This window comes from Ruegeria sp. HKCCD6647-2 (assembly GCF_057221075.1).
In genome coordinates this window covers 417,756-433,563 of sequence record NZ_JBWVBD010000005.1, presented here as the reverse complement: position 1 = coordinate 433,563, position 15,808 = coordinate 417,756, and the positions used below count along the sequence as shown (strand labels likewise).

The 15,808-nt window shown below is 58.9% G+C and carries 17 protein-coding genes; all 17 read left to right on the top strand.

Features of this window, described 5'->3' with window-relative positions; all coding sequences use genetic code 11:
* Window positions 1-252 precede the first annotated feature (252 nt).
* Complete coding sequence (locus AC2TDJ_RS15980; RefSeq protein WP_480843625.1) at window positions 253-1,992, top strand: ABC transporter substrate-binding protein; 1,740 nt, start codon at window positions 253-255, stop codon at window positions 1,990-1,992.
* A gap of 83 nt (window positions 1,993-2,075) precedes the next feature.
* Window positions 2,076-3,125: an ABC transporter ATP-binding protein gene (locus tag AC2TDJ_RS15975; RefSeq protein WP_480843623.1), complete on the top strand. Its 1,050-nt coding sequence runs from the start codon at window positions 2,076-2,078 to the stop codon at window positions 3,123-3,125.
* Between the two features lies 1 nt (window position 3,126).
* Entirely contained in the window at window positions 3,127-4,203 is a 1,077-nt protein-coding gene (locus AC2TDJ_RS15970) for an ABC transporter ATP-binding protein (protein WP_480843621.1), read from the top strand.
* Entirely contained in the window at window positions 4,200-5,063 is an 864-nt protein-coding gene (locus tag AC2TDJ_RS15965; protein ID WP_480843620.1) for a carbohydrate ABC transporter permease, read from the top strand. Before AC2TDJ_RS15970 ends, AC2TDJ_RS15965 begins: the two co-directional genes overlap by 4 nt.
* Window positions 5,060-5,857: a carbohydrate ABC transporter permease gene (locus tag AC2TDJ_RS15960; RefSeq protein ID WP_480843618.1), complete on the top strand. Its 798-nt coding sequence runs from the start codon at window positions 5,060-5,062 to the stop codon at window positions 5,855-5,857. Before AC2TDJ_RS15965 ends, AC2TDJ_RS15960 begins: the two co-directional genes overlap by 4 nt.
* Window positions 5,858-6,000: 143 nt before the next feature.
* Entirely contained in the window at window positions 6,001-6,270 is a 270-nt protein-coding gene (locus AC2TDJ_RS15955) for a DUF2160 domain-containing protein (RefSeq protein WP_480843674.1), read from the top strand.
* Window positions 6,271-6,335: 65 nt separating this feature from the next.
* Window positions 6,336-6,731 carry a BlaI/MecI/CopY family transcriptional regulator gene (locus tag AC2TDJ_RS15950; RefSeq protein WP_480843616.1) on the top strand — a complete coding sequence of 132 codons (396 nt, stop codon included), beginning with the start codon at window positions 6,336-6,338 and terminating at the stop codon, window positions 6,729-6,731.
* Window positions 6,718-7,815, top strand: coding sequence for a M56 family metallopeptidase (locus AC2TDJ_RS15945; RefSeq protein WP_480843614.1), 1,098 nt, complete (start codon window positions 6,718-6,720; stop codon window positions 7,813-7,815). The genes AC2TDJ_RS15950 and AC2TDJ_RS15945 overlap by 14 nt, the downstream gene beginning before the upstream one ends.
* 216 nt (window positions 7,816-8,031) lie before the next feature.
* The gene (ftsW, locus tag AC2TDJ_RS15940) at window positions 8,032-9,195 is read left to right on the top strand and encodes a putative lipid II flippase FtsW (protein WP_480843612.1); all 1,164 of its coding nucleotides are present in this window, start codon (window positions 8,032-8,034) and stop codon (window positions 9,193-9,195) included.
* Window positions 9,195-10,292, top strand: coding sequence for a UDP-N-acetylglucosamine--N-acetylmuramyl-(pentapeptide) pyrophosphoryl-undecaprenol N-acetylglucosamine transferase (locus AC2TDJ_RS15935; RefSeq protein ID WP_480843610.1), 1,098 nt, complete (start codon window positions 9,195-9,197; stop codon window positions 10,290-10,292). Before ftsW ends, AC2TDJ_RS15935 begins: the two co-directional genes overlap by 1 nt.
* Complete coding sequence (murC, locus tag AC2TDJ_RS15930) at window positions 10,289-11,686, top strand: UDP-N-acetylmuramate--L-alanine ligase (protein WP_480843608.1); 1,398 nt, start codon at window positions 10,289-10,291, stop codon at window positions 11,684-11,686. Before AC2TDJ_RS15935 ends, murC begins: the two co-directional genes overlap by 4 nt.
* A gap of 341 nt (window positions 11,687-12,027) precedes the next feature.
* A complete protein-coding gene (locus tag AC2TDJ_RS15925; protein WP_480843606.1) occupies window positions 12,028-12,276 on the top strand; it encodes a DUF2484 family protein in 249 nt (82 codons plus the stop codon).
* On the top strand, window positions 12,273-12,539 hold the full coding sequence (locus AC2TDJ_RS15920) for a DUF2484 family protein (RefSeq protein ID WP_480843604.1): 267 nt from the start codon (window positions 12,273-12,275) through the stop codon (window positions 12,537-12,539). The genes AC2TDJ_RS15925 and AC2TDJ_RS15920 overlap by 4 nt, the downstream gene beginning before the upstream one ends.
* A 24-nt stretch (window positions 12,540-12,563) precedes the next feature.
* Window positions 12,564-12,857, top strand: a complete 294-nt coding sequence (locus AC2TDJ_RS15915; RefSeq protein ID WP_480843602.1) for a hypothetical protein — start codon at window positions 12,564-12,566, stop codon at window positions 12,855-12,857.
* Window positions 12,854-13,780: a UDP-N-acetylmuramate dehydrogenase gene (murB, locus tag AC2TDJ_RS15910; RefSeq protein WP_480843601.1), complete on the top strand. Its 927-nt coding sequence runs from the start codon at window positions 12,854-12,856 to the stop codon at window positions 13,778-13,780. Before AC2TDJ_RS15915 ends, murB begins: the two co-directional genes overlap by 4 nt.
* A gap of 104 nt (window positions 13,781-13,884) precedes the next feature.
* Window positions 13,885-14,808, top strand: a complete 924-nt coding sequence (locus AC2TDJ_RS15905) for a D-alanine--D-alanine ligase (RefSeq protein ID WP_480843599.1) — start codon at window positions 13,885-13,887, stop codon at window positions 14,806-14,808.
* Entirely contained in the window at window positions 14,796-15,803 is a 1,008-nt protein-coding gene (locus AC2TDJ_RS15900; RefSeq protein ID WP_480843597.1) for a cell division protein FtsQ/DivIB, read from the top strand. The genes AC2TDJ_RS15905 and AC2TDJ_RS15900 overlap by 13 nt, the downstream gene beginning before the upstream one ends.
* The last annotated feature ends 5 nt before the right edge of the window (window positions 15,804-15,808 follow it).

The following is a 15,808-nucleotide window of genomic DNA, read 5'->3' as shown; positions in this document are numbered from 1 at the left end:
CAGTTCTGGGATGCGCAGGACGATTGGATTCTTGTCCCGGTAAAGGGCAGTTAATCAGAATCTGTCTGCAATATGTGTTTGTGTCGGCCGAAACTTCCCAAGATTTAGATAGATTGGGGTAGTATAAAGTTGTTGAAAAACAATGATCTATGCAATTACTAAAAATTTAGTTTGACACATGTGCGAAAAATCGCTGATGCTGTTGGTCATCCGGTCCCCACCGGAGAACCATAAATTTTTGGGAGGAGACAGATGCGGAGACATCTACTTTCCGCAGTGGCGGCGGCTGCCGTCATTGCGGGGCACGGTCCCGTTTGGGCCGACGAAGCCGCAGCACAACGTTGGATCGACGACGAATTCCAGCCATCAACGCTGTCGAAAGACGAACAGATGGCCGAAATGCAGTGGTTCATCGAAGCTGCACAACCTTATGCCGGCATGGAAATCAATGTGCTGTCCGAAGGCATCCCCACGCACTCGTACGAATCCGAGGTTCTGACAAAGGCGTTTGAGGAAATTACCGGTATCAAAGTCAATCACCAGATTCTTGGTGAGGGCGAGGTGGTTCAGGCCGTTCAGACCCAGTTGCAGACGGGCCGGAACCTCTATGATGGTTATGTCAACGACAGTGACCTGATCGGTACGCATTCGCGCCTGCAACTGGCCTATCCGCTGACCGACATGATGGAAGGCGATTGGGCGGCGACAACCTCGCCCACGCTGGATCTGGATGACTTCATGGGCATTCAGTTCACCACCGGTCCCGACGGCAAGCTGTATCAGCTACCCGATCAGCAGTTCGCGAACCTCTACTGGTTCCGCAAGGACTGGTTCGATGACGAGGACAACAAGGCCGCGTTCAAAGAGAAATACGGCTATGACCTCGGCGTTCCGGTCAACTGGTCCGCGTATGAAGACATCGCCGAATTCTTCACCGAAGACGTCAAGGAAATCGACGGCGTGGCGATCTATGGCCACATGGACTATGGCAAGCGTGCGCCCGACCTTGGCTGGCGCATGACCGATGCCTGGCTGTCGATGGCAGGCGCCGGAGACAAGGGTGAGCCGAACGGTGTACCCGTCGACGAATGGGGCATCCGCATGGAAGCGGGCACCTGTAACCCTGTTGGTGCGTCCGTCTCGCGCGGTGGTGCCGCAAACGGGCCTGCTGCGGTCTACGCAATCCGCAAATGGGATGAGTGGCTGCGGAACTATGCGCCTCCGGGTGCGGCGTCCTATGACTTCTACCAGTCTCTGCCGGCACTCAGCCAGGGCAACGTGGCCCAGCAGATCTTCTGGTACACCGCCTTTACCGCCGACATGGTGAAGCCGAAGTCCGAAGGCAACAACACCGTGGATGACGAAGGCACGCCGCTGTGGCGGATGGCGCCCAGCCCGCATGGCCCCTATTGGGAAGACGGCCAGAAAGTTGGCTATCAGGACGTGGGCTCTTGGACCTTCCTGAAATCGACCCCGGCGGATCGTGCTCAGGCAGCCTGGCTCTACGCTCAGTTCGTGACCTCCAAGACTGTCGATGTGAAGAAGTCCCATGTGGGCCTGACCTTCATTCGCGACAGCTCGGTCAACCACGAGTCGTTCACCGAACGCGCGCCCAAGCTGGGTGGTCTGGTCGAGTTCTACCGCTCCCCTGATCGTGTGGCATGGTCGCCGACCGGCATCAACGTTCCGGACTATCCGAAGCTGGCGCAGATCTGGTGGCAGCAGATCGGTGACGTGAACTCGGGTGCCTTCACGCCGCAAGAGGCGATGGATCGTCTGGCCGAAGAGATGGACATCACCATGGCCCGTATGCAGGCCGCGGATGAAAGCGCCGGTGTCTACGGTGGCTGCGGCCCACGCCTGAACGACCCGCAGGATCCTGCCTTCTGGCTGGAAAAAGCCGGCTCGCCCAAGGCCAAGCTGGAGAACGAAAAGCCGCAAGGTCAGACCGTCAACTATGACGAACTGGTTCAGCGCTGGCAGTCTCAGTAAGCCCCTGCAACCCCGGGGGTGCCGTCTCAGGCATCCCCACCTCAAGACCAGTGCCGCGCACTGAAGGACCGGAACCCACGGACATGATCGAACTTCAAGACGCGACCAAAAGGGTCGGCAACGTCATCCATATCAAACCCACGTCCCTGACTTTGCACACAGGCCATTTCAACGTGCTGCTCGGTGCGACAGGATCGGGCAAGACCTCTCTGATCAAGATGATGGCCGGGCTGGACCCGATCGCCTCGGGCAAAGTCCTGATGGATGGACAGGATGTGACACGGCTGAACACGCAAAAACGGCAGATCAGCCTGGTGCACCAGTTTTTCGTGAACTACCCGCATATGACTGTATTCGACAACATCGCCTCGCCGCTGCGCGTGGCAGGCATGGCACAGAGCGAAGTTGAAGGCCGCGTCGAAGAAGCCGCCGACCTGCTGCAACTGCGCCCGATGCTGTACCGCCGCCCGCACGAGTTGTCAGGCGGGCAGCAGCAGCGGACCGCTTTGGCTCGCGCCATCGCAAAGGAAAGCCGCGCGGTGTTCCTGGACGAGCCGCTGGCGAACCTCGACTATAAACTGCGCGAAGAATTGCGCGAGCAGCTGCCCGACCTTTTCGCCGGACGTGGGGCGGTTGTGGTCTACGCCACCTCGGAGCCCGAAGAGGCTTTGCTGCTGGGTGGACATACCGCCCTGATGGAAGATGGCCGCGTCACCCAGTTCGGACCAACAGCCGACATTTATCGCAACCCAGAAAACATCGCGGCCGCGCGGGTGTTTTCTGACCCGCCAATCAACGTCGCCCGCATCACTGTTTCCGGCGCTCAGGCGCAACTGGCTGGCGGAGGTGGCTGGCCGGTTACCGACATGGCCGACGGAGATTATATGGTCGCCGTACGACCCCATCGGGTAACGCCGTTCCGTTCATCCGATGATGATGTGGAACTTACTGGCCGCGTGATTGTGACCGAACTGTCCGGCTCGGATTCCAGCGCTCATTTCCAGCATGGGGATGACGCTTGGGTCTCGCTCGCCGCTGGCGTTCATCCCTATCAGGTCGGTGAGGACCATAGTTTCTACATGAACCCGGCGCATTGCCGGTATTTCGGCCAAGACGGCAAAAGGGTGGCCTGACATGGCACAGATCAAGCTTTCAAACCTGCGACACAGCTACATGCCAACGCCGAAAGGCCCGGAAGACTATGCGCTGAAGGAAATCGACGTGACGTGGCGTGATGGCGGTGCCTATGCGCTGCTCGGCCCGTCGGGCTGTGGTAAGTCCACGCTGCTGAACATCATCTCGGGGCTTTTGACGCCGTCCGATGGGCAGATTCTGTTCGGCGACCGTGACGTTACGGCCCTGCCACCCGATCAGCGCAACATCGCACAAGTGTTTCAGTTCCCGGTGATCTACGACACGATGACCGTGGGCGAGAACCTTGCGTTTCCGTTGAAAAACCGGGGCGTCGATGCTGCAACGATCGAACGCCGTGTTTCGGAGATAGCCGAAATGCTGGACGTCACGGATATGCTCAACACCCGCGCCAGCGGCCTCAGCCCGGACAACAAGCAGAAGATATCGATGGGTCGTGGTCTGGTCCGAGATGACGTGAACGCGGTGATGTTTGATGAGCCGCTGACCGTGATCGACCCACACCTAAAATGGAAACTGCGGTCGAAGTTGAAAGAACTGCACCAGCGCGTCAAAGCCACGATGATCTATGTGACGCATGACCAAACCGAAGCGCTGACCTTCGCTGACGAAGTCGTGGTGATGCAGGAAGGCGAAGTGGTTCAGATCGGCACACCGGTCGAGTTGTTCGAGCGTCCCCAGCACACATTCGTGGGCCACTTCATCGGCTCGCCTGGCATGAACGTTCTGCCCTGCGAGGCCAAAGGCGACCGTGCGATGTTCGAAGGTCACGAGGTGATGCTGGAAGGCCCGACCCATGGCGACGGAGGCCGCACCGATCTGGGTATCCGCCCGGAATATGTGGGCTTTGGCGACACCGGCATCCCGGCGCATGTCACCAAGGTGTCGGACATCGGCCGCCACTATGTGGTCAGCGCAATGGTCGGCAACACGGCCCTCAAGGCCGTCACGGAACACAGTGTCCCCGAGCCGGGCTCACAAGTTTTCCTGAAATTCAAACCTGAACAATCCCGCGTCTACCGCGACGGCTGGATCGCAACCGAGGAGCGGGCGCTATGAGAACGGAAAACCAAAGAGCATGGTTCTTTGTCCTGCCGGTGTTGGCGCTGGTTGCGTTCAACGCGCTGGTGCCGATGATGACGGTGGTCAACTACTCGGTTCAGGAAACCTTCGGCAACAATCAGTTCTTCTGGGAAGGGCTTGGCTGGTTCGAGCAAATCCTGCGTTCGGATCGCTTCCAGGCCGCGCTGGGACGGCAGTTCCTGTTCACCTTCCTGATCCTCATCATCGAAGTTCCACTGGGTATCATCGTCGCCCTATCCATGCCGCGCAAAGGCTTCTGGGTGCCGGTCTGTCTGGTACTGATGGCTCTGCCAATGCTGATCCCGTGGAACGTGGTCGGGTCGATGTGGAACATCTTCACCCTGCCTCAGATCGGCCTGCTGGGATACTTCCTGAATGACGTTCTGGGCATCAACTATGACATGACGCAACAGCCGATCTCGGCCTGGATCACCGTCGTCGTCATGGATGTCTGGCACTGGACGTCGCTGGTCGTGCTGCTGTGCTACGCCGGTCTCGTGTCGATCCCGGATGCCTATTATCAGGCTGCCAAGATCGACGGTGCCAGCCCGTGGTCGGTGTTCCGCTATATCCAACTGCCGAAGATGAAAACGGTCCTGACCATCGCCGTTCTGCTGCGGTTCATGGACAGTTTCAACATCTACACCGAGCCTTTCGTTCTGACCGGCGGCGGCCCCGGCAACTCAACCACCCTGCTATCGATCGACCTTGTGAAGATCGCGCTGGGACAGTTCGACCTTGGCCCGGCGGCCGCGATGAGCCTGATCTACTTCGCCATCACGCTGCTGGTCTCTTGGGTCTTCTACACTCTGATGACAAAGGATGACGCGCAATGAAGAAGCGGTCCCTGATCCCGATCCTCTATATCGCGTTCCTGATGCTGCCGATCTATTGGCTGGTGGCGATGTCCTTCAAGACCACGAACGAGATACTGTCGGGCTTTTCCCTGTTTCCCCAAACCTTTACGCTGGAGAATTACATCACTATCTTCACCGATCCGACGTGGTATTGGGGCTACCTCAACTCGATCATCTATGTGACGATCAACACCGTGCTTTCGGTCTGTGTTGCGCTGCCAGCGGCCTATGCGTTCTCGCGTTATCGGTTCCTGGGTGACAAGCAGCTGTTCTTCTGGCTGCTGACCAACCGGATGGCCCCGGCGGCGGTGTTCGCGCTGCCGTTCTTCCAGCTTTATTCCTCGATCCACCTCTTCGACACGTATCTGGCGGTAGCTCTGGCGCATACGCTGTTCAACGTGCCTCTGGCGGTGTGGATTTTGGAAGGCTTCATGCGCGGCATCCCGAAAGAACTGGACGAAACGGCCTATGTCGACGGCTATTCTTTCCCACGTTTCTTCGTGACGATCTTCCTGCCCAACATCAAGGCGGGCGTGGGTGTCGCGGCGTTCTTCTGTTTCATGTTCTCTTGGGTGGAAATGCTGCTGGCCAAGACCCTGACAGCGGTCGAGGCCAAACCCATCGCCGCCGTGATGACCCGGACGGCATCCAGCGCAGGGTATGAGCTGGGCTTGCTGGCCGCTGCGGGAACGCTGACCATCATCCCCGGCGCCATCGTCATCTGGTTTGTCCGCAACTACATCGCGCGCGGTTTCGCGATGGGACGTGTGTGAGGTTCGATATGCGTAAACTTCTTCTCATCCTCCCCTTCCTGCCAAAAACGGCCTTTGCCCAGGCGCAGGCCGGATGGGGCAATGTCGGCCAACAGGAGGAAAAAGGGTTTTCCTGGACCGATCCGCTGTGGCCAGACTTTTGGATGGCATGGACGCCCGCAACGCTGGCTGTGTTCATAGGCATATTTTCAGCCATAGCCCTGATCGGCGTTCTGGAGGTCCTCAAATTCCGCGATGGGATCGAACGGCGCGGTGTACTGGGCCTGACGACCACTCTGGGGGATCGACTGTTCATAACGCTTCTGGGCTCGGCCTACATTTTCCTGGCATGGCTTGGATTGGTGGGGCAGCCGGTCTGGACACCGCTGTTCCTGTCGATCGGTTGGGGTATTTTTGTGTTCTGGAAAGTTTAGGCTTTGAGAATGGGCGAAAGAATGCTTCTCTGGCGGGCATACCAAAAATGGCGACACCTGGACCGATGCGAAAGAAAAAGACAACGAACCTTCTGACCGAAGTCGAGCTTGAGTTCATGAATGAGCTTTGGGCTCTGGGTCAGGGTTCGGTCCGCGATGTCTTGGATCGCCTGCCGCCCGAACGAAATCTGGCCTATACATCCGGCGCAACGATCTTGCGCATTCTCGACGAGAAAGGATTTGTCGAAAGCCACAAGGACGGCAAGTCGCTGATTTACAAACCGCTTCTGGAAAAGGACAGGTACCAGACGCGGTCGCTGCAGAACCTCTCGCGAACACTGTTTGACGACACACCCGCGACGTTGGTCGCGCGGCTGGTCGACGACGCGGGTCTGAGTGAAGCTGATCTGGAGGAAATTCGAGCACTGGTAGAAAGGAGACTGCAAAATGACGGCGGTTAAACCGGTTCTCGATCTTTATCTGGAGCTGAATCTGGTTCTGGTTTTGTCTTTGCTGATCTGGTTCGCGGCTCGATTTGTTTTTGCGCGCACCTCTATGAGGTACGCTTATTTCGGTCAGCTTCGTGTCCTGAAGGTGCTTCTGGCCTGTATTCTGCTCAGTCCTGTTCTGGCTTTGGGTTGCTCGGTCCTTGTCGAGTTTTTCTGGCCGGGTCGGGCTGTGGCGCTGGGCGACCTTGCCGTGGCGGCTTATCTGCGAGGAGAGATTGCGTTGCCGGCCACGCAGTTCGAGGTACTTTTAAACACGCGCGAACGTTGGATTGATGGGCTTCTTAACGGCAGCTCTTTTGCCGCAACCGCTTTGCTGGCGGCGATGGCAATCGGTGCAGTGATCTTAACCATCCGCGTCGTGGTTGCCGCTATGCGCATTCGCGAAACGATCAACTCAAGCTTTCTATGGCGGCAATCTGCCAAAGTTGATGTAAGACTTTCTGACCGCATCCTTGTTCCGTTTGCCGTGCGCGGTCTGCGCCGCCGTCATGTTGTTCTGCCAAGCCACCTGATCGACAAACCCAGGGAATTGCGCTTTGCCATCGCGCATGAATTCCAACACGTGCGGGCGGGGGACGTGGAATGGGAGCTTATTCTGGAATGCCTGCGCCCCTTGTTTTTCTGGAACCCGGCGTATCCACTTCTGAAATATCAGTTCGAACGGCTCAGGGAATTGGGTTGTGACCAATCCATTGTCGCGCGTCGCCGTCTGGATGCAGCCGATTACGCGAACTGCCTTCTGGATTACTGTGCACGAACGTTCGGCAAGGAACGACCCAATGTTCTTAACGTGGCCTTCGTGGACGGTGGACGCGCCAAACGGGTGCTGCGGCAGCGCGTGCTGGCCTTGGCCGATGCACCGATGCGGCAGCAAAACCTGCAAGTATTGGTTCTGGGGTTCACGCTGGTCTTTGCCGCATTGCTTGCCTTTGGATCGGCTTCGATGCAGCAGTCGGATGACTGGAGCCATGATCGGATCATGCTTTCAACCGTCATCAACCTCGAACGGTTGGCCGTAAGGAACGGCGGCGACTGATTCACATATCTTGCCCGGGAAACGTGAAGGTCTGCCAAGTGTAAGCTCTGCGCTGGTTTGCGATCAGGTCGCAATGATCTGACAAGGGCACTTTCGATAGGCCTGTTTTTGCCGGACCGCCCATTCAAGACGCTGGCCTGAACGAAAGTTTCACTGTAGACTCTCAATCAGATCCCGAAAACGGGACGTTAACGAGGCAGATAGTGGCGGTATCTCATGACTGAGATGGTGTATGGCGCGGTCCAGAACCAGCGCGGCGAACCGATTCTACCAAAATGGTGGCGAACGATTGATCGCTGGACAATGTCCTGTGTTCTGATCCTGTTTGTGATTGGGTTGTTGCTTGGGTTGGCCTCGTCGCCGCCCCTTGCCGGGCGAAACGGGTTCGATCCGTTCCACTATGTCGAGCGCCAGGCCCTGTTCGGGGGTTTGGCGCTGATTGCCATGCTATTGACGTCGATGATGTCGCCAACCTTGGTGCGGCGTCTGGCTGTGCTGGGTTTTCTGGCCGCTTTCGTGGCTCTGGTCTTCCTTCCGGTGTTTGGCACCGATTTTGGGAAAGGGGCGGTGCGTTGGTATTCACTTGGCTTTGCTGCACTGCAACCTTCGGAGTTCCTGAAGCCCGGTTTTGTCGTGGTCGCGGCGTGGTTACTGGCCGCTTCGCAAGAGATTAACGGCCCACCGGGACGCTTGTGGTCCTTTGCGCTGTGCATGGCCATTGTGGGTATGCTGGTAATGCAGCCCGATTTTGGTCAGGCCTGTCTGATCCTCTTTGGTTGGGGCGTAATGTATTTCGTGGCAGGGGCACCCATGCTGTTGTTGGTCGGTATGGCAGGATTTGTCGTTCTGGGCGGCATGTTTGCCTATTCGAATTCCGAGCATTTCGCCCGCCGCATCGACGGATTTTTGAACCAAGAGGTCGATCCGACCACCCAGCTTGGCTATGCCACCAACGCCATCCGCGAAGGTGGCCTGTTTGGAGTTGGCGTGGGAGAGGGGCAGGTGAAATGGTCGCTGCCCGATGCCCATACGGATTTCATCATAGCCGTTGCCGCTGAAGAATACGGTCTGATCCTGGTGCTGATCATCATCGCGCTGTATTCGATTATCGTTGTTCGCTCATTGCTGCGGCTGATGCGGGAACGGGATATGTTCATTCGTCTCGCGGGCACAGGTCTGGCATGCATGTTCGGTGTTCAGGCGATGATCAATATGGGCGTTGCCGTGCGCCTTTTGCCAGCAAAGGGCATGACGTTACCGTTCGTTAGCTATGGTGGCTCGTCGCTGATCGCGGGCGGCATCGCGGTGGGCATGCTGCTGGCCTTCACGCGAACGCGCCCACAGGGTGAGCTTGGCGAAATTCTACGCGGGCGAGGTTGATGAGCAAACCCTACCTTCTGATTGCGGCTGGCGGCACCGGGGGCCACATGTTCCCCGCGCAGGCGCTGGCCGAGGCGATGCTGCACAAAGGATGGCGCGTGCGTCTGTCCACCGACGCGCGCGGCGCGAGGTATACCGGGGGCTTTCCCCATTCGACCGAAATCACCGAGGCGTCATCTGCCACCTTCGCCCGCGGCGGGCTGGCCGCCAAGGCAATGGCCGGGCCCAAAATCGCAGGTGGCGTCACCAGCATGGCGCTTCAGATGATGCGAGATCGACCGGATGTTGTCGTAGGATTCGGCGGTTATCCGTCGATCCCCGCGCTGGGTGCAGCGACCATGTTGAAGATCCCGCGTATGATCCATGAACAGAACGGTGTTCTGGGGCGCGTGAACCAGCTATTCGCCACGCGTGTGGCCAACGTGGCCTGCGGTGTTTGGCCAACCGACTTGCCCGACGGCGCGAACGGTGTCCACACCGGTAACCCGGTGCGCGCCGCCGTTCTGGACCGTGCCGCAGCCGCTTACATTTCTCCGGGCGACTACCCGATGTCGATCCTCGTGATGGGCGGCTCGCAGGGGGCCCGTATCCTGAGTGACGTGGTGCCCGATGCCATCGCCGCGCTGCCCGACGAATTGCGCGGCCACATCCGCGTGGCGCATCAGGCCCGCGACGAGGACGCGGAACGTGTCACCGCTTTCTACGCCGATCACGGTATTGTGGCCGAGGTGAAGCCATTCTTTCAGGACGTCCCGCGTCGCATGACCGAAGCGCAGCTGGTTATCTCTCGGTCCGGAGCGTCCAGCGTCGCCGACATCTCGGTCATTGGTCGCCCGTCGATCCTGATCCCCTTCGCTGCTGCCGCTGGCGATCACCAGACAGCAAATGCACGTGGGCTGGTTCAGGCAGGCGGGGCGATCATGATCCCTGAAAATGCGCTTGACGTTTCCGCGCTGACAGAGCAAATCACCGCAGTTCTGACCAACCCCGAAGCCGCACAGAAAATGGCCCATGCCGCCTTGTCGGTCGGGGCGCCTGACGCCACCGAGCGTCTGGTCGCCCTCGTCGAACAACTGGCGCAGAAGGAGACCACATGAATCCAGCCACCAAATTGCCGCAGGACGTAGGACCGATTCACTTTGTTGGGATCGGCGGGATCGGGATGTCAGGAATTGCCGAGGTGCTGCTGAATCTGGGCTATCGGGTGCAGGGTTCCGACCTCAAGACGTCAAAGATCACCGACCGTCTGGCCGCGTTGGGTGCCGAGATATTTTTGGGCCAGCGTGCCGAGAACCTGAAAAACGCCGCCGTGGTCGTCGTGTCGACCGCCATCAAACCGGGCAACCCCGAACTGGATGAGGCGCGGGCTCAGGGTCTGCCCGTCGTCCGCCGCGCCGACATGCTGGCCGAGCTGATGCGCCTGCGGTCCAACGTTGCCATCGCAGGAACGCACGGCAAGACGACCACGACCACGATGATGGCCGAACTGATGGTGGCGGGCGATTTTGACCCAACCGTGATCAATGGCGGTATCATTCATGCTTACGGGTCGAACGCCCGGATGGGGCAGGGCGAATGGATGGTGGTCGAGGCCGACGAATCCGATGGCTCGTTCAATCGACTGCCTGCAACGATTGCTATCGTCACCAATATTGACCCCGAGCATATGGAGCATTGGGGTGACTTCGACACTCTGCGCGACGGCTTCTACGAGTTTGTCTCGAACCTCCCGTTCTACGGCCTCGCAGTCTGTTGCACGGACCACGCCGAGGTTCAGACGCTGGTGGGCCGCATCACCGACCGCCGGGTGCGCACCTACGGGTTCAACGCACAGGCGGATGTGCGCGCGGTAAACCTGACCTACAAGGGTGGCATCGCGCATTTCGACATCCACCTTCAGTACGAAGACACGGTGATCGAGGGCTGCACCCTGCCGATGCCGGGGGACCACAACGTTTCGAACGCGCTGTCGGCGGCGGCGGTTGCCCGTCATCTGGGCATGAAAGCTTCGGAAATACGCGATGCGCTGGCCAATTTCGGCGGCGTCAATCGCCGTTTTACCAAGGTGGGAGAGATCGGCGGCGTGACTGTCATCGACGACTACGGCCACCACCCGGTCGAAATCGCGGCGGTTCTTAAAGCGGCGCGTCAGGCGACTGAAGGCCGTGTTATCGCCGTGCACCAACCGCACCGATTTTCGCGGCTGTCGAACCTGTTTGACGATTTCTGCACCTGCTTCAATGATGCCGATGTTGTTGCAATTGCAGAGGTTTTTGCTGCCGGAGAAGATCCGATCGAAGGCGCCAGCCGTGACGACCTTGTCGAGGGGTTGATCCGTCACGGTCACCGTCATGCCCGTGCGATTCTCAACGAGGACGATCTGGAGCGCCTCGTGCGCGAACAGGCCCGCCCTGGAGATATGGTCGTCTGTTTGGGCGCGGGTACGATCAGCGCCTGGGCAAACGGATTGCCTGAAAGATTGCGCGGTTAAGTGTCGTTTCTTGTTCTTATTGTCTTGCCACTTATCGGGGCTTGCTTTGGTGTTTTGCCAAACTGGTTGTTCGGTTCCCTGACCCTGCTGTTCCTTGGTTGGCTAGGTTATGAGTATTTCATCGCTTCTTCTTCAATCGAGGCGACAACGCTCAGGTTTTCCTCCCTTTTGCTTGTCTATTCATTGCCTGTATTGTTAGTTGGGTTTTTTCTCGGGCGATGGGCAAGGGGGCCACGTTCACGTAACAAGTAATTGAAAAATTGACGTGCCCGAGTTGCACTGCACAACCCATAGATGTGATATCCTGTCCGCTATCAACGTGTGCCCTCGGGAGGGGACTGATGGACTATTCGATGATCTTTTCCGCCCTTTGGGTGATCTGCGCCACTATCGTGGCCATGCTGCCAATGCGGATGCAGTTTCCTCCGGGCATCGTGTTGCTGATCTGCGCGCCGTTTCTGATCATCTGGCTGGGATATGATTTTGGCTGGTTCATCTCGGTGCTGGCTTTGGCGGCCTTCACTTCGATGTTCCGTTATCCTCTGCGCTACTATTGGCGTAAATGGACGGGGCGGGAGGCGCAGAAATGAGCTGGTCAATCGCACTTGCCGGGCTCTGGGGTTTGACAGCAAATGTTCTGGCGATGATCCCCAGCAAGGACAACCACTGGACCCGCGCCTATTTCCTGATTGCCGTCGGGGTCCCAATTCTGGGCTTTGTCACCTATGAAAACGGCCCCTTGGTCGGTTTGGTCGTACTCGCCGCGGGCATGTCCGTGCTGCGCTGGCCGGTGATTTACCTGACCCGTTGGACAAAGTCGAAAATGCAGGGCATGAAGGCGGCTGACAAATAACTGGCCAGCTTCAGGAGATCTGCCATGGTGAACGCCGCCACTCTTGCCTATTTACCGCTTATGACCTTTGTCCTCGGCGCGGTCGCTGGTTTCGTCGCCGGGCGTTGGATCGGTCTGCCTGGCCTGTTGTGGCTGATCGGCCTGACATCAGCAGTCGGGCTGGTGCTGATCGTCATACTGGCAAGCATCGGAACCGGTGAAGAGGAAAAAGCCTTTGGCCCACTGGTTTGGCTCACGGCGGGTGTTCTGCCCTTCTTGTTTGCCGCGATTATGGGCGGTGTTGGCGGGCGTAGTCTGGCGGCTCGGGCAAACACATGAACTCGATGCCGGCCACACGCGGGCGCCTGTCGCAGGCGCGCAAGCTGTCAGATTTCACCTGGCTGCGGGTTGGCGGTCCGGCGGATTTTCTGTTCCAGCCGGCGGATATCGAAGACTTGCAGAACTTTCTGCGGGACTTGCCGGGCGGAACTCCGGTCTTTCCAATGGGAGTCGGCTCGAACCTGATCGTTCGTGATGGCGGGCTGCGTGCCGTGGTGATCCGATTGGGCCGCGGGTTCAATGATATCTCGGTCGACGGCAATACAGTCACTGCTGGTGCTGCGGCTCTGGATGCGCATGTGGCACGCAGGGCGGCGGACGCGGGTGTTGACCTGACATTCCTCCGCACCATTCCCGGTTCCATCGGTGGGGCGGTGCGAATGAACGCGGGATGCTATGGCAGTTATACGGCAGACGTGCTGCGCAAGGCGACCATTGTCACCCGGCAAGGAGAGGTCGTGGACCTCACGCCCGAAGACCTGAACTTTCGCTATCGTCAGTCCGACCTGCCCGAAGGTGCGGTTCTGGTTTCGGCTACGTTTCAAGGCCCCACAGGCAAACCGGATGAGTTGCACGCCCGCATGGAAGCGCAGTTGAAAAAGCGGGATGAGACTCAGCCGACCAAGGATCGCAGCGCCGGGTCTACTTTTCGCAATCCGGCCGGGTTTTCGTCCACGGGGCGGGCCGACGATGTCCATGACCTCAAGGCGTGGAAAGTGATCGACGATGCCGGAATGCGCGGCGCGATCCGGGGCGGTGCGCAGATGAGCGAAAAGCACTCGAATTTCCTGATCAATACGGGTGACGCGTCGGCCGCTGACCTTGAAGGGCTGGGAGAAGAAGTGCGAAAAAAGGTTTACGAAACAAGCGGCATCACGCTAGAGTGGGAAATCATGCGGGTCGGTGATCCGCTGACAGATTAAAGCCCCGACCGTCAGACCAAAACAGGCAAATTCAGGCGACGGATCAAAGGCATAAACGCAGTACGGGCCACCACATAAGGTCCGGGGACATTGAGGCGCACGAAGTGGGACTGTCGAGCAGGACAAACCCCAAAGTGGCGGTATTGATGGGCGGCCCCTCGGCTGAGCGCGAGGTGTCTCTCAGCAGCGGGCGCGAATGCGCAGCCGCCCTAGTGGGAGAAGGCTTTGAAGTGGTCGAACTGGACGCGGGTCCTGACCTCTATGCGCGCCTTTTGGACATCAAGCCGGATGTGGTTTTCAACGCCCTGCATGGCCGTTGGGGCGAGGATGGCTGTGTGCAGGGGCTGCTGGAATGGATGCGAATTCCCTACACGCATTCCGGCGTATTGGCCTCGGCTTTGGCCATGGACAAGCAGCGCAGCAAAGAGGTGTACCAAACCAAAGGTCTGCCGATTGTCCCAAGCGTGATCGTGCCCAAGGTCGAGGTCATCGAAGCGCACGTGATGCAACCTCCCTACGTGGTCAAGCCCAACAACGAAGGTTCCAGCGTCGGCATCTATATCGTGCATGAAAGCGCCAACGGCCCGCCGCAGCTGTCTGACGACATGCCCGAACATGTGATGGCCGAAAAATACGTCGCTGGCCGCGAATTGACCGCGACCGTCATGGGCGACCGACCGCTTACAGTGACCGAAATCATGACAAATGGTGGCTGGTACGACTACGATGCCAAGTACAAGCCCGGCGGATCGTGGCATGTGCTGCCGGCGGAGATCCCTCAGGATATCTTCGACCGGTGCATGGACTACGCTGTACGGGCCCATGATGCGTTGGGATGCAAGGGCGTCAGCCGCACCGACTACCGGTGGGACGAAAGCATGGGCGCAGACGGCCTTTTCCTGCTGGAAACCAACACGCAGCCGGGGATGACGCCCACTTCGCTGGTGCCGGAACAGGCCGAGCATTTGGGCATGACATTCGGTCAGCTCTGCGCCTGGATGGTGGAGGACGCCTCATGCGACCGCTGACTGCCACCCGTGCGCCTGTCATCCTCCGAACCAAGCCTCTGGCCGGGCCTGATGCCAAATTCCGGTCGGCCCCGGGGACCGAGACCGAAGCGCAACCAAAGCTGCGTCTGCGCGGCGCGAAACTCTTTGGCCGCGCCACGCGGCAGTCGGACCCGGCGCCGTCGCGTCTCAGCTATCGCCTTCAGCGCTGGATGCTGACGCCCGGTATTCGTCGAGGCATGAAATTTGGACTTCCGGTCCTGGCCATAGCATCGGCGATTGGATTCTATCTGGCATCTGAAGAACGGCGTGATGCAGTGGGGGCTTACATTGCCGACATCAAGACCTCGATCCAGGAGCGCCCCGAGTTCATGGTTAACCTCATGGCGATCGACGGGGCGGGCACCGGACTGTCCGAGGACATCCGCGAGGTCGTCCCGCTGGATTTCCCGATCAGTTCCTGGGATCTGGATGTCGAGCAGATCCGCGATACGATCACCGGATTGGACCCTGTGAAATCAGCGACGGTGCGCATTCGCCCGGGCGGTATCCTTCAGGTCGACGTTGTCGAGCGGCAACCGGTCGTCGTCTGGCGCACCCGCGACGGGATCGAGTTGCTGGATGAAACCGGTGCTCACGTCAAACGTGTCGCATCCCGGACGGACCATGGTGCTCTGCCCCTGATGGCGGGCAAAGGAGCAGACCAACATGTGCCCCAGGCGCTTGAGATCCTGACGACGGCCCGCAGTCTGGGCAACCGCGTCCGCGGCCTTGTGCGCATAGGTGAGCGGCGCTGGGATCTGGTTCTGGACCGTGGTCAGCGTATCATGCTGCCGGTGGACCGACCGGTACGCGCATTGGAACGCGTGCTGGCTGTGAATGAGGTACAGGATCTTCTGGAACGTGACGTGGCCGTGGTTGACATGCGGCTGGGTCAGAGACCGACCATAAGAATGAACAAAAACGCCAGCGAAGCTTGGTGGAATACAAAAGTGGCAGTGGGTAACGGGCAATAACGACA